The sequence below is a fragment of the Streptomyces sp. NPDC003248 genome, assembly GCF_055563235.1.
Map to the genome: position 1 here is coordinate 11,416 of NZ_JBVHDT010000013.1, position 14,595 is coordinate 26,010.

Annotated in this window: 7 protein-coding genes; 3 read left to right on the plus strand and 4 right to left on the minus strand. The window is 73.0% G+C overall.

Going from position 1 to position 14,595, the window contains the following annotated elements:
• Window positions 1-5 precede the first annotated feature (5 nt).
• Window positions 6-2,201 carry a methylmalonyl-CoA mutase gene (scpA, locus tag ACZ3KJ_RS26505; RefSeq protein ID WP_467530620.1) on the minus strand — a complete coding sequence of 732 codons (2,196 nt, stop codon included), beginning with the start codon at window positions 2,199-2,201 and terminating at the stop codon, window positions 6-8.
• Entirely contained in the window at window positions 2,201-4,009 is a 1,809-nt protein-coding gene (locus tag ACZ3KJ_RS26510; RefSeq protein WP_467530621.1) for a methylmalonyl-CoA mutase family protein, read from the minus strand. Before ACZ3KJ_RS26510 ends, scpA begins: the two co-directional genes overlap by 1 nt.
• A gap of 269 nt (window positions 4,010-4,278) precedes the next feature.
• Between ACZ3KJ_RS26510 and ACZ3KJ_RS26515 the strand changes: the two genes are divergently transcribed.
• The 3 genes from ACZ3KJ_RS26515 (at window position 4,279) to ACZ3KJ_RS26525 (ending at window position 8,562) form a co-directional block, all read left to right on the plus strand.
• Entirely contained in the window at window positions 4,279-5,448 is a 1,170-nt protein-coding gene (locus ACZ3KJ_RS26515) for an amidinotransferase (RefSeq protein WP_467530622.1), read from the plus strand.
• Window positions 5,449-5,586: 138 nt separating this feature from the next.
• Window positions 5,587-6,042 (plus strand): RpiB/LacA/LacB family sugar-phosphate isomerase, encoded by a 456-nt coding sequence (locus ACZ3KJ_RS26520; protein WP_467530623.1) that lies wholly within the window; start codon window positions 5,587-5,589, stop codon window positions 6,040-6,042.
• Between the two features lie 135 nt (window positions 6,043-6,177).
• Entirely contained in the window at window positions 6,178-8,562 is a 2,385-nt protein-coding gene (locus ACZ3KJ_RS26525) for a phosphoketolase family protein (protein ID WP_467530624.1), read from the plus strand.
• Window positions 8,563-8,629: 67 nt separating this feature from the next.
• Here ACZ3KJ_RS26525 and ACZ3KJ_RS26530 read toward each other — a convergent pair whose 3' ends face one another.
• Both ACZ3KJ_RS26530 and ACZ3KJ_RS26535 read right to left on the minus strand, forming a co-directional pair.
• Window positions 8,630-10,555, minus strand: coding sequence for a PAS domain S-box protein (locus ACZ3KJ_RS26530; RefSeq protein ID WP_467530626.1), 1,926 nt, complete (start codon window positions 10,553-10,555; stop codon window positions 8,630-8,632).
• Between the two features lie 289 nt (window positions 10,556-10,844).
• Complete coding sequence (locus ACZ3KJ_RS26535; RefSeq protein ID WP_467530628.1) at window positions 10,845-14,360, minus strand: DNRLRE domain-containing protein; 3,516 nt, start codon at window positions 14,358-14,360, stop codon at window positions 10,845-10,847.
• Window positions 14,361-14,595 lie beyond the last annotated feature (235 nt).

Here is a 14,595-nt window from a genome sequence, read left to right on the forward strand (position 1 = left end):
CGGCGCTACTGGCCGTGCCCGAGCTCGCCGGACAGCCGCTCGACCAGGTCGTACGCCGCGTCCGGGATCACCGTGCCGGGCGGGAACACGGCCGTCGCGCCCATCTCCAGCAGCGTCGGCACGTCCTGCGGCGGGATCACCCCGCCCACGACGATCATGATGTCCTCGCGTCCCTCCCCGGCGAGCTCCTCCCGCAACGCCGGCACGAGTGTGAGGTGCCCGGCGGCCAGCGACGAGACCCCGACGATGTGCACGTCCGCCTCGACCGCCTGGCGGGCCACCTCGGCCGGGGTCTGGAACAGCGGGCCGACGTCGACGTCGAAGCCGAGGTCGGCGAAGGCCGTGGCGATCACCTTCTGGCCGCGGTCGTGGCCGTCCTGGCCCATCTTGGCGACCAGGATGCGCGGGCGGCGGCCCTCCGCCTCCTCGAAGCTCCTCACCAGCGCGCGGGTGCGGTCCACGGAAGGGGACTCGCCTGCTTCGTTGCGGTACACCCCGGAAATGGTACGGATCCGGCTCGCGTGCCGCCCGTACACCTTCTCCAGGGCGTCGGAGATCTCCCCGACGGTCGCCTTGGCGCGGGCCGCGCGCACCGCCAGTTCCAGCAGGTTGCCGTCGCCGCCCGCGGCCCGCGTCAGCGCCTCCAGCGCGTCCCGGCAGGCCCCCTCGTCGCGCTCCTCGCGCAGCCGGCGCAGCTTGTCGATCTGCCGGCCGCGCACCGCGGAGTTGTCGACCTTGAGCACCTCGATCTGCTCGTCGCTCTCCACCCGGTACTTGTTGACGCCGATCACCGGCTGCCGCCCGGAGTCGATCCGGGCCTGGGTGCGGGCCGCCGCCTCCTCCACCCGCAGCTTGGGGATGCCGGCGTCGATGGCCTGCGCCATGCCGCCCGCCTGCTCCACCTCCTGGATGTGCTGCCAGGCACGGCGGGCGAGGTCGTACGTCAGCCTCTCGACGTACGCGCTGCCGCCCCACGGGTCGATGGCCCGTGTCGTGCCGGACTCCTGCTGGAGCAGCAGCTGGGTGTTGCGGGCGATGCGCGCCGAGAAGTCGGTGGGCAGCGCCAGCGCCTCGTCGAGGGCGTTGGTGTGCAGCGACTGGGTGTGGCCCTGGGTCGCCGCCATCGCCTCCACGCACGTGCGGGTGACGTTGTTGAACACGTCCTGGGCGGTCAGTGACCAGCCGGAGGTCTGCGAATGGGTGCGCAGCGAGAGCGACTTGGCGTTCCGCGGGTCGAACTGCCGGACCAGCTTGGCCCACAGCAGGCGGGCCGCGCGCAACTTGGCGATCTCCATGAAGAAGTTCATGCCGATCGCCCAGAAGAAAGAGAGCCGCGGCGCGAACGCGTCCACGTCCAGGCCCGCCTCCCGCCCCGCCCGGATGTACTCCACGCCGTCGGCCAGCGTGTACGCCAGCTCCAGGTCGGCCGTCGCGCCCGCCTCCTGGATGTGGTAGCCGGAGATGGAGATGGAGTTGTAGCGGGGCATCCGCTGCGAGGTGAAGGCGAAGATGTCGGAGATGATCCGCATCGACGGCTTCGGCGGGTAGATGTAGGTGTTGCGGACCATGAACTCCTTGAGGATGTCGTTCTGAATGGTCCCGGCCAGCTTCTCCGGCGGCACGCCCTGCTCCTCCGCCGCCACGATGTACAGCGCGAGCACCGGCAGCACGGCGCCGTTCATCGTCATCGACACCGTCATCCGGTCCAGCGGGATGCCGTCGAAGAGCTGCCGCATGTCGAGGATCGAGTCGATCGCCACGCCCGCCATGCCGACGTCACCGGTCACCCGCGGGTGGTCGCTGTCGTACCCCCGGTGCGTGGGCAGGTCGAAGGCGACCGACAGGCCCTTCTGCCCGGCCGCCAGGTTGCGCCGGTAGAACGCGTTGGACTCCTCCGCCGTGGAGAAGCCCGCGTACTGGCGGATCGTCCAGGGCTGGTTGACGTACATCGTCGGGTACGGGCCGCGCAGGTACGGGGCGATGCCCGGATAGGTGCCGAGGAAGTCCAGGCCCTCCAGGTCCTGCCCGGTGTACAGCGGCTTGACCGCGATGCCCTCCGGGGTCTCGAAGCGCAGGTCCCTCCCGTCGGTCGCCTTCTTGACGGCGGTGCGCCACTCGTCGGGCCCGGCGTCGGCGGCCGGGGTGCCCAGCTCGATCCCGGAGAAGTCGGGGATGCGGGAAGGGCCGGAGGAGACGGACATCAGGACACTCCCATGCGGTCGAGCGTGGCGGCGAGCACGGTGACGGCGTCACAGCCCGCGAAGACGTAGGTGTCGACTCCCTCGTACGGTCCGGGACGGCCCGCGAGGAACACGTGCGCGGCGCCCGCCGCCCGCAGCTCCCGGGCGGCGGCCTCGGCCCGCTCCTCGTACAGCGCGTCGCTGGAGCACAGACAGACCTCACCGGCCCCGCTGTGCTCGAAGCCCCCCTCGGTGACGGGCTCGATGCCGCCCGCCTGGAACAGGTTCGCGGCGAAGGAGAGCCGCGCGGTGTGCGCGGAGGCCGGGCCGAGGGCCGCCAGGTACACGCGCGGGCGGGCGCCGGTGGCGGCCAGGTGGGCGTCGGAACGCGCGCGCAGCGCCTCGAACGCCTCGTCGCGCCGGACCCGCGGCAGACCGCCGGACGGCGGCTCGGGCGCGGGCTCGCGCACCAGCGGCTTCTCGGCCAGGTGCGGGAACTCGCTGACGCCGGTGACCGGTTCCCGACGGGTGGCGAGCTTCGCGGCGCGCGCCGCCCACGTCTCGGCGAGGAGCTCGCGCACCAGCCCGGAGCGCAGGGCGGCGGCCTGGCCGCCGGCCCGCTCCAGGGTGCGGAAGAACTCCCAGCCCGCCCGGGCCAGTTCGTCGGTGAGCCGCTCCACGTACCAGGAGCCGCCCGCCGGGTCGATCACCCGGGAGAGGTGGGACTCCTCGATGAGGATCGTGGAGGTGTTGCGGGCGATGCGCCGCGCGAACGCGTCCGGCAGACCGAGCGCGTGGTCGAACGGCAGCACGGTGACGGCGTCCGCGCCGCCCGCACCCGCCGCCAGGGTGGCGATGGTCGTGCGCAGCATGTTCACCCACGGGTCCCGGCGCGTCATCATCACCGGCGAGGTCACCGCGTGCTGGAGCTGGGCACCCGCCCGCGGTGCCCCGCACACCTCGGCGACGCGCGCCCACAGCCGGCGCGCGGCCCGCAGCTTGGCGATGGTCAGGAACTGGTCGGCGCCGGCCGCGTACCGGAACTCAAGTTGCCCGCAGGCCTGTTCGACGCTCAGCCCCGCCCCGGTCAGCTCGCGCAGATACGCCACGCCGGTCGCCAGCGAGCAGCCCAGCTCCTGCGCGGCCGAACCGCCGGCCTCGTGGTACGGCAGCGCGTCCACGGTCAGCGCCCGCAGCCGCGGGTACCGCTCGGCGCACTCCCGCGCGAGCGCGGCCACGGCCGGGACGTCGTACGGCCGTCCGGTGCGCGCCTCGTGCCCCAGCGGGTCGGCGCCCAGGCTGCCGCGCACCGCGTCCGCGTCGACCCCCCGCTCCTCGTACAGCCGCCACAACTCCCGCGCGGCCGGGCCGGTCTCCGCGCCCGCGTCCAGGACGACGGGCGCCAGGTCGAGGTGGACGCCGTCGAGCACCCGGCCGAGCGCCGGCACCGGGATGCCGCCCTCGCCGAGCACCAGCCACAGGGAGGTGACGCCGTTCTCCAGGTCGGTCAGGACCGCACCGCCGTCCACCGCCGTGTGCCGCTGGCGCACGTCCCAGCCGCCGGCGGTGTTGCCCTCCGCCCGTCCGCCGCGCACGAACGGCGCGAAGCCGGGCAGACCCGGGTCGGGCGCGGTGTCACGCGCGGTGTACAGGGGCCGGACACCGAGCCCGTCCTCCAGCACGCCGGCCAGGGCGTCCTCGGCCGCGTCGCCCGTGACGTCCCGGCCCGACCTGCGCAGGACACCCGTCACCAGCTGCTGCCACTGTTCATGCGTCGCGTCGGGGAACTCGGCAGCCAGCGCGAGCCCGTCGTCAGGCAGGACCGTCATGCCCGGATGCTAGGGCAGATCGGTGAACGGGCAGCAGAGGGCGCGGCTGTGACCTTCTTCTCCCCGGAGAAGTGACGCGCGCCGCTCCGCCCGGCGGCCCCGCCCGCCGTCGCCTCGGTGACGGCGCGCCGGCCCGCCGGCGGACCGGCCTCTTCCGGACGGCCCCGCCCGGCTCGCCGGACGCGTGGCCAGGACCGATGATCGGAGCAGGAAGCCGGGTGCGGGCGCCCCCCGGACCGCACCCCCCGGACCGACGACGGGAGGCGACGATGGCCACCTCGGACCTGGGCGCCGGGCACCGCGACGAACGGCTCGGCCGCCCGGGCGACACCGCCGCGTCCCGCCCCGCCGGGGAGTCCCTCGTCCCGCCGGTGAACTCGCACAACGAGTGGGACCCGCTGGAGGAGATCGTCGTCGGGCGGCTCGACGGCGCGACGATCCCCTCCCGGCACCCGGTCGTCGCCTGCAACATCCCGCCCTGGGCGGCACGGGCGCAGGGGCTCGCCGCGGGCCTGCGGTACCCGCGCGTACTGGTGGACCGGGCGCGGGACGAGCTGGACGGGTTCGTCGCCCTGCTGCGGTCCCTCGGCGTCACGGTCCGGCGCCCCGACGCGGTCGACCACCGGCAGCGCTTCGGCACCCCCGACTGGTCGTCCCGGGGCTTCTGCAACACCTGCCCGCGCGACAGCCTGCTGGTCGTCGGCGACGAGATCATCGAGACGCCGATGGCCTGGCCGTGCCGGTACTTCGAGACCCACTCCTACCGCGCGCTCCTCAAGGACTACTTCCGGCGCGGCGCACGCTGGACGGCCGCCCCCAGACCGCAGCTGACCGACGAGCTCTTCGACGCGGACTTCCGCGTCCCCGGCCCCGGCGAGCCGATGCGCTACGTCCTCACCGAGTTCGAGCCGGTGTTCGACGCGGCGGACTTCGTGCGCGCCGGACGCGATCTGTTCGTCACCCGGAGCAACGTCACCAACCGCATGGGCATCGACTGGCTGCGCCGGCACCTCGGACCCGGCTACCGCGTCCACGAGATCCACAGCCGCTGCCGCACGCCCATGCACATCGACACCACCCTCCTCCCGCTCGCGCCCGGCAAGGTGCTGGTCAACCCCGAGTACGTCGACGTCGACCGCCTCCCCGAGGTCCTGCGGTCGTGGGAGGTCCTGGTCGCGCCCGACCCCGAACCGATCGCCGACCCGCTGCTCCGGGTCACCTCGATGTGCGGCAGATGGCTCAACATGAACGTCCTCATGATCGACGAGAAGCGGGTGATCGCGGAGCGGCACCACACCGGCATGCTGCGCGCGCTCGAAGGGTGGGGCTTCGAGCCGATCCCGTGCGACCTGCTGCACTACGCGCCGTTCGGCGGCTCGTTCCACTGCGCGACGCTCGACATCCGGCGCCGCGGCACCCTGGAGTCCTACGTCGACTGAACCGGGCCCCGGCCGGCGACGGTGCCGCGAACCGCCGGTGACCGGGCCTTCGGCCGCCGGTGGTGTCGCGAACCGGCACCGACCGGGCCCCCGGACCGCGGTGGCGTCGGAAACCGCGCACTCAGTAGGCTCCGTACCATGCGGATCTCCGTCTCCTCCGACATGGACGAACCCGTGGCCCGCGCCCTCGTCGCCGCCCTGCGCCGCCGCGGGCACGACGTCGTGACGCACGGCGCGCTGCACCCCGGCGCCGACCCCCGGTGGGCGGTCTGCTCGGCCGCCGCGGCCCGGGACGTCGCCGACGGAACCTCGCAGCAGGCCGTGGTCTGCTGCTGGACCGGCACGGGCGCCTCGATCGCCGCGAACAAGGTGCCCGGTGTCCGCGCGGCCCTGTGCACCGACGCCTACACGGCCGACGGCGCCCGCCGCTGGAACGACGCCAACGTCCTCGCGCTCAGCCTGCGCCTCACCTCCGAGCCGCTCCTCGAGGAGATCCTCGACGCATGGTTCACCGGCCGGCCCGCCGAGGACGCCGAGGACCGGGCGAACGTGGCCCACGTCGACCGGCTCGACCGGCCCCGGACCGGCTCCTGAGGGGGAACCCGTCCACCGGGGTTGCTCCGGATGGGCCGACCGGCCCTGGCGGGTACCCGGCGGCCGGGAGAGGGTGGGAAGGCACGGACCGGAACCCACTCCCGCCACGCACCCCGATCCGGAAGGGACCCCCAGATGTCCGTCGACACCCGGCAGGCGCCCGCCCCCCTCACCGACGACGAGCTGAGGACCCTGGACGCCCACTGGCGCGCAGCGAACTACCTGTCCGTCGGCCAGATCTACCTCATGGCCAACCCCCTGCTCACCGAAGCGCTGCGCCCGGAGCACGTCAAACCGCGGCTGCTCGGCCACTGGGGCACCTCGCCCGGCCTCAACCTCGTGCACACCCACCTCAACCGGGTCATCCGCACCCGGGACCTGGACGCCCTGTGCGTCTGGGGCCCCGGCCACGGCGGACCCGCGGTGGTCGCCAACTCCTGGCTGGACGGCTCGTACACCGAGACCTACCCCGACGTCACCCGCGACGCGGCCGGCATGGCCCGGCTGTTCCGGCAGTTCTCCTTCCCCGGCGGCATCCCCAGCCACGTCGCCCCGGAGACACCCGGCTCGATCCACGAGGGCGGCGAACTCGGCTACGCGCTCTCGCACGCCTACGGCGCCGCCTTCGACAACCCCGGCCTGCTCGTCGCCTGCGTGATCGGCGACGGAGAGGCGGAGACGGGACCCCTCGCCGCCTCCTGGCACTCCAACAAGTTCCTCGACCCCGTCCACGACGGCGCCGTCCTGCCGATCCTCCACCTCAACGGCTACAAGATCGACAATCCGACCGTGCTCGCCCGCGTCCCGGAGCCGGAACTCGACGACCTGCTGCGCGGCTACGGCCACGACCCCGTCCACGTCACCGGGGACGACCCGGCCGCCGTCCACCGGGCGCTGGCCGAGGCCCTCGACACCGCCCTCGACCGCATCGCCGCGATCCAGCGCGCCGCCCGCGAGGAAGGCCACACCGCCCGCCCCCGCTGGCCGGTGATCGTGCTGCGCACCCCCAAGGGCTGGACCGGCCCCGCGCAGGTCGACGGGCTGCCCGTGGAGGGCACCTGGCGCTCCCACCAGGTGCCGCTGGCCGGCGTCCGCGAGAACCCCGAGCACCTGCGGCACCTGGAGCGGTGGCTGCGGTCGTACCGCCCGCAGGAGCTGTTCGACGAGCACGGCGCGCCCCGGCCGGACGTCCTGGCCTGCGTCCCGGAGGGCTCCCGCAGGCTCGGCGCCACCCCGCACGCCAACGGCGGACTGCTGCTGCGCGCCCTGCCCCTGCCCGCCCCGGAGACGTACGCCGTGCCCGTCGACAAACCCGGCGCGACCCGGCACGAACCCACCCGTGTCCTGGGCGAGCTGCTCCGGGACGTGATGCGGGCGACCGAGGACCGGCGCGACTTCCGGCTCGTCGGCCCCGACGAGACCTCCTCCAACCGCCTCCAGGCCGTCTACGCCGCCTCCGGCAAGGCCTGGCAGGCGCAGACCCTCCAGGTCGACGAACGCCTCGACCGGCACGGCCGGGTCATGGAGATCCTCTCCGAACACACCTGCCAGGGCTGGCTGGAGGGCTACCTCCTCACCGGCCGGCACGGCTTCTTCTCCTGCTACGAGGCGTTCGTGCACATCGTCGACTCGATGGTCAACCAGCACGTCAAGTGGCTGCGCGTCACCCGCCGGCTGCCCTGGCGCGCCCCCGTCGCCTCCCTCAACTACCTCCTCACCTCGCACGTGTGGCGCCAGGACCACAACGGCTTCTCCCACCAGGACCCCGGCTTCATCGACCACGTCCTCAACAAGAGCCAGGAAGTCGTCCGCGTCTACCTGCCGCCGGACACCAACACCCTGCTGTCCGTGGCCGACCACGTGCTGCGCAGCCACGACTACGTCAACGTCGTCGTGGCCGGGAAACAGCCCTGCTTCGACTGGCTCACCCCGGAGCAAGCCCGCGTCCACTGCGCGCGCGGCGCCGGCGTCTGGGAGTGGGCCGGCACGGAGGACGGCACCCGCGAGCCCGACGTCGTCCTCGCCTGCGCCGGTGACGTGCCGACCCAGGAGGTGCTGGCCGCCGCCCAGCTGCTCCGCCGCCACCTGCCCGAGCTGGCGGTGCGCGTGGTCAACGTGGTCGACATCGCGCGGCTGATGCCGCGCGAGGACCACCCGCACGGGCTGACCGACTTCGAGTACGACGGCCTGTTCACCACCGACCGGCCCGTCGTCTTCGCCTACCACGGCTACCCCTGGCTGATCCACCGGCTCGCCTACCGCCGCACCGGCCACCGGAACCTGCACGTCCGCGGCTACCGGGAGATCGGGACCACCACCACCCCCTTCGACATGGTCGTCCGCAACGATCTGGACCGCTACCGCCTGGTCATGGACGTGATCGACCGCGTCCCCGGCCTCGCGGTGCGCGCCGCCGGCCTGCGCCAGCGCATGGACGACGCCCGGCTGCGCCACCACGACTGGATCCGCGTCCACGGCACCGACCTGCCCGAGGTCGCCGACTGGACCTGGGACGGCTGACCGGCTGCCCCCGAGCCATCCGGACCATGGCACCCGGGCGGAGCGGACCGCGCAGCCGTGCCCGGCGTCACCACGTCAGCGTGAACCAGGTCGTCTTGCCCCCGTCGGTCGGCCGTACGCCCCAGCCGTCGGCGAGGGCACCGACCAGGACCAGTCCGCGCCCGGACTCCTCGTCCTGTGCGGCCGGCCGCGGCCTGGGCAGGTGCGGGCTGCGGTCGCCGACCTCGACCGTGAGGGCGGTGGCCGTGCGGTGCAGGCGCAGGGAGATGGGCCCCTCGGCGTGCTGCACGGCGTTGGTCAGGGTCTCCGACAGCAGCAGGAGGGCGTCGTCGGCGCGGTCCGTGCAGTTCCACGAGGTCAGCGCCTTGTGCAGGACGGCGCGGCCCTCCCGCACGGAGGCCGGTTCGGCGGGCAGTTCGGCGGTGACGGCCGCGAGCGGGGCGACGGGCAGCTGCGCGAGCAGCAGGGTGACGTCGTCGTTGTGGCTGTCGGGGTCCGGCAGCAGCCCCGCCAGCAGCTGGTCCGCCGCCGCCTCCAGACAGGGCGTGCCGGCGAACAGGTCCGTCAGGAGCGCGGTGAGTTCACCGAGCCGCATCTCGATGTCGCTGCCCGGCGTCTCGATCAGACCGTCCGTGTACAGCACCAGGGTGGAGCCCGGCGGTATCTCCGCGCGGGACTGCTCGTACGACACGCCGCCCACGCCGAGGGGCGCGTTGACCGGGCCGTCGAGCGCGTGCACGCCGCCGGGCCCGGCGACCAGGACCGGCAGGTGGCCCGCCGAGCAAAGGGTCACCGTGCCCGTGTCGGGGGCGATCACCAGGTAGCAGCAGGTGACGAGCTGATCGGGCACGTCGAGGTCGGCGACGCAGGTGTCGAGCGCCCCCATCAGCTGCCGCGGCTGCATCCCGGTCTTGGCCAGGGCGTGCGCGGCCGAGCGCAACTGGCCCATCACGGCGGCCGCTTCGAGGCCGCGGCCCATCACGTCACCGATCAGCACGCCCACCCGGTCGCCGCCCAGCGGGATCAGGTCGAACCAGTCGCCGCCCACGCCGGCGCCCTGGGTGGCGGGCCGGTAGCGGCTGGCGGTGGCCAGGCCGGGCAGTGCGGGCGGGGTGCCCATCAGGCTGCGCTGGAGGGTGAGCGCGATGTGCCGCTGCTGCTCGTACAGGGCGGTCAGTTCGGCCTCCGCACGCTTGCGGTCGCTGATGTCCCGCACGATCGCGCACGCCCCGACGACGGTGCCGAGGGTGTCCCGCGTCGGCCACAGCGTGACGTCCACGTCCAGCAGCGTCCCGGTGCGGGTGACCCGCAGCGCCTCGAAGTGCTCCACCTTCCGGCCCCGTCGCAGCCGCTTCAGCAGCGCCCTGACCTCGCCGCGCAGCTCCGGCGGGGCGAGCAGCGAGACGTGCCGGCCGATGGCCTCCTCGGCGGTGTGGCCGTACAGGCGCTGAGCGGCGGCGTTCCAGTAGGTGATGTGCCCGTCGAGGGTGTGGGCGAGGATCGCGTCCTGCGAGGACTCCACGAGCGCGGCCAGCTCGTTGATGCGGGCCTCGGCCGCCTTGCGGTCGCTGACGTCCCGGACGGCCGCCGACACCAGCATGCCGTCCGCGGTCTCCAGCGGGCTCAGGCTGATCTCGACGGGGAACTCCGTGCCGTCCTTGCGCAGCCCGTGCAGCGCGAGCCCGGCGCCCATGGGACGGACCTGCCGGTTGGCCGCGTAACCGCCGCGGTGGGCGGTGTGGTGGCCGCGGAAACGGTGCGGCATCAGCAACTCGACCGGACGGCCGAGCAGTTCCTCGCGGCCGTAGCCGAACAGCGCCTCCGTCTGGGCGTTGACGAGCCTGATGACGCCCGAGTCGTCCACGATGACCATCGCGTCCGGTGCCGCCTCCAGCAGCCCCCGGAACCGTTCCTCGGCCCCGCCCTCCCGCAGGGGCACGCGGCAGCCGCACCGTTGTCGTTCCGCCGGCTCCACCTGCACCAAGTCGGCCATCGTCCACCTCACTTCGCGCGATGCCTGGAGCCATCACACCGCCTTCACACTCTCTCCGCTCCGCGATGTCGTTTACTGACCGTTCCCGCTCGAAGCCGACGGAGTTCTGCCGACGTCGCATCGGGCGGAGGAGCGGCTCGGGCGCACCGGAGGCGGACCGTTCCGCCCTCCGGCTCCCGGACACGGAAGCGGGGCCGGAGCCCTGAGGACTCCGGCCCCGCGACGGGACGACGGTTGCGGAGCGGCGGACCGCCGGGGGCCGGGTGCCCCGGCGGACCGCCGCCGCCCGTCAGCCGAACATCAGCTTGGTCGTGCCCCAGAGGCTGTCCGCGCTGATCACCGCCGTCCCCGTGCCGATCGTCGCCGCGCCACCCTTGTAGAAGTAGATGCTGCCGGCGCTGGACAGGGCCCAGATGTCGGGGATGGCGTCACCGGTGACGTCCGGGGTGCCGCGCAGGTGGGTGACGGGCACGGTGGTGGTGTCCCAGCCCTCGGCGTAGATCTCGTCGGCGCCGGTCTTGGACGCCGCCGCGGTGGCGAGGGAGGCGATGGTGGAGCCGCCCGCGCTGTCGGCCACGCCATAGCGCAGGTACAGGCGGCTGGAGGCACCCGAGCGCCACAGCAGGTCGGGGGCGCCGTCCTTGTCGTGGTCGCCGACCGAGACGAGGTCGCGGTCCAGCCACGCCGTCGAGGCGATCTTCGTGAGCGTGAGGAAGGTGGCGCCGGTGTAGCCCTCGAAGGCCCACATCTCGCCGCCGGTGGCGGTGGCGAACAGGTCGGCGCGGCCGTCGGCGTCGTAGTCGCCCACGATGATCTGGTCGAACGTCGCCGGGTCCGGGGCGCCGGACGGCAGCCGGACGGTCACCCGCTGGGAGATGTCGACGCCGCCGTAGCCGTCACCGGGGTAGACGTACAGCTTGCCGTCGGGCATGCGGGCGAAGAGGTCACCGACGCCGTCGGCCGCGACCGCGTCGCCGCCGTGGGCGATCAGCGCCGGCGTGCCGTCGCTGCCCATCCAGTAGCCCGGCAGGTGGTCCTGGCCGTCGCCGTCCGGGTCGGAGAGCAGACCGACGCCGTCGTCCTGGCCGGCCTCCAGGCCGACGTGCAGGTCACCGCTGGTCATCGACGGGTACATGAGCAGGTTGCCGTTGGAGCTGATCGCGTACAGGTCCGCGATGCCGTCGCCCGTGGTGTCGCCGGGCTTGTCGGCGGCGTCGCGCGGGGTGACGTAGAACAGGTACTTGGTTCCCAGGGACGGATTGCCCGCGCTGTCCACGGCCCGCACGTACAGCACGTTGGGTCCGGCGGTGGGCGGCGTGAGCGACACGGTCGCCGAGGCGCCCGCCGTGACGGTCTTGTTGCCGGCGTAGGTGGTGGTGTTGAAGGACCACTCGAACTTGGTGATGTCGGTGTCCTCGTCCGGCGCGATCGTGAAGTTGCCGGCGGTGCCGAACTTCACCGTCGACCAGATCGATCCGTCCTCGTCGGCCGCCGGGAAGGCGGTCGACGACACCAGCGGCTCGTTGGGCTTGTCGCTGTCGAAGATGAACCGGCACACGTACGGGTCGGAGGTCGGCGCGTACGCCGAGGCGGCCCCGCCGGCGTCGATGGCGCGCACCCGCCAGGAGTACTGGTAGCCGTTGGTGAACGCGGTCTTGGCGACGGTGGCGGAGGCCTTGCCGGCGCTGGTCACCGTGACGTTCTTGTCGAGGATCTTGTCGTCGCCGTAGCCGGTGCGCCACAGCTCGAAGTCCAGGTACTTCAGGTCCTGCTTGGTGGAGGTGTCGTCGGGGTCGGAGGACACCGCCGACAGCGTCAGGTCGCGCTTGCCGATGTGGATGTAGGGCGTGGTGCGGTCACAGCTGCCGCCGGGGGACTGGGCGACCGAGGTCGGCGTCTTCGGCTTGCGGTTGTAGACCAGGGTGAGCTTGGGCGCGCTGTCGCCCTCGGCCCGGAACTTCTTCCAGGCGTACGCCGAGTCCTCGGTGGTGGCGCGCAGTCCGATCGTCATCGAGGACCAGCCGCCGTCGGCGGCGTCCTGGGCGACGGACTTGGCGTCGTAGCTGACGTAGGCGTCCGGGCAGGACGAGTTGTAGCCGTTCGCGAACGACTTGGTGCCGATCTCCGACTTCCAGTCCGGCTGGTTGTTCCAGGTCGTCTTGGAGGAGATGCTCCCGGTCAGCCACACCTGCATCTCGCGCGCGGAGCACGACCAGGAGTACGTCTCGCGCAGCCGGATGGAGGCGGAGGAGACGTGGGCGCCCTTGATGCTGGTGGACCAGCCGAGGCGGAAGAAGGAGCGCGACAGGCCCCAGGTGGTCGACTCGTAGCCGACGCGTGCCTCGGTGGTGCCGCTGTTGTAGTTGGCGCCGTCGTAGAAGCTGGAGCTCGGGTACTTCTTGTACGCCGTGGTCCAGTTCTTCGTCTTGCCGTAGATCGTGGGGTCGACGAAGACCGGGTAGACGGTGCTCTCGTCGGCGAGCAGGTCCGCGTCGGGGAGGAGGGTCAGGCCGGTGGAGGCGGCACCGGGCGCGGTCAGCTTCGCGTCGGCGGCGGCCAGGTGGGTGCCGGGGTCGGCTCCGGCGAGGCCGGGCAGGGCGAACACCTGCTCGTCGGTGAGGGCGGCGGGCACGGCGTCGGCGTACGCGGCCTGCCGCAGGACGGCCGAGCCGGTTCGGGCGGAACCGGTCCCGGTCGAGCCGTGGAAGGCGGCCGGATCGGCGGTGGACCCCTCGGACGCGGTGGGCTCCTCGGACGCGGCCGGCGCGTCCGTGTCCAGTCCGTCCTCGGGGACGGCGCTCTCGTCGGGAACCGGGGCGCCGGACTCCTCGGAGTACGACGGTGCCGGCTCCGGGCTCTCCTCGACCGGCTCGGGGTCGTCGCCCTCGGTGGTGGCGTACGTTCCCGCGGAGTCCCAGAGGTAGGGGGTGGGGGAGACGGCGATCTCCTGGCCGTCGCGGTCCTTGCCGCTGACGACCTTGGTGACCGGGTCCAGGTGGAAGGTCAGGTCCGGCGACGACAGCCCGTAGGACAGCCCGGTCAGCGCCGCGTCCTTCGCGGCCTGCGCGCTGTGCACGATCAGGACGTGGCTGAAGCCGCTGGCCTGCGCGGTCAGCAGCAGGTCGACGCCGTCGAAGACGTTCCGGTACAGGGCGCTGGACCCGCTGATGACCGGCTCGGGCAGGGTGCCGGGCCAGCTCAGGGTGACGTCGTGGCCGTCGCTGGTCATCGTGGCCAGCTCGGAGTAGTTCTCGGTGGCGTCGGCGGTCTGCACGGCGTCACCGCCGGTCGCGACGGTGAAGACGGCGGGCTGAACGGTCGTCACAGCGCCACGGCCGGCGGCGGAGGCCTTGCGCGCACGCGAGCCGGAGCCGGTCGTCGAGTCCTTGCCGCCGCCGGAGAACACGACGGGGTCGACCGAGGCCTTGGCCGCCCAGCCGCCGTCGGCCGTCTCGGCCAGGGTGGTGTCGATGGGCTTCCAGACTCCGTCGACCTTGGCCCGTACGGGGGCGCCGTAGGTGACGAGTTCGAAGCTGCCGTCCGGGCGCGCGTACGTCGTGGACGTCTCGTCGCGCAGGGCGGTGACCTCGACGCGCTTGCCCGTGGAGACGGCCTTCTGCTGGGCGCCGTCCTGGGTCAGAGGGCCGTCGTCGGCCTTCTTGGTCACGGCTGGGGAGTCCGCGGTCCCCGGATCGTCGAACCACGGCACGGTGAGCAGGCCGACGCCGATCGCGCCGGCGACTAGTGCGCCCACCCCTGCCCGCCCGCGTCTGGACGCGGGCAGGCCGAAGCGACGACGTTCCATGGTGCTGCGTCCCCTCCCCCTGGAATTCCGGATCGCCCGGAACTCGGTGTGCTCCCTGTGCGTCCCGGTCGTAATACCTGTCAGGTCTCCGGGAAAGCGAGCACAGAGCATGGCTGATGCCGGGGAATTGCGCCACACCGGCCGACCCCCTTTGCCTTTCCGTGACCTCTCGGGCGGAGTCATCGGGCTCGCTCATACGTCTAGTAGGTAGGGCTGACCAGCGAGTTCACTTGAC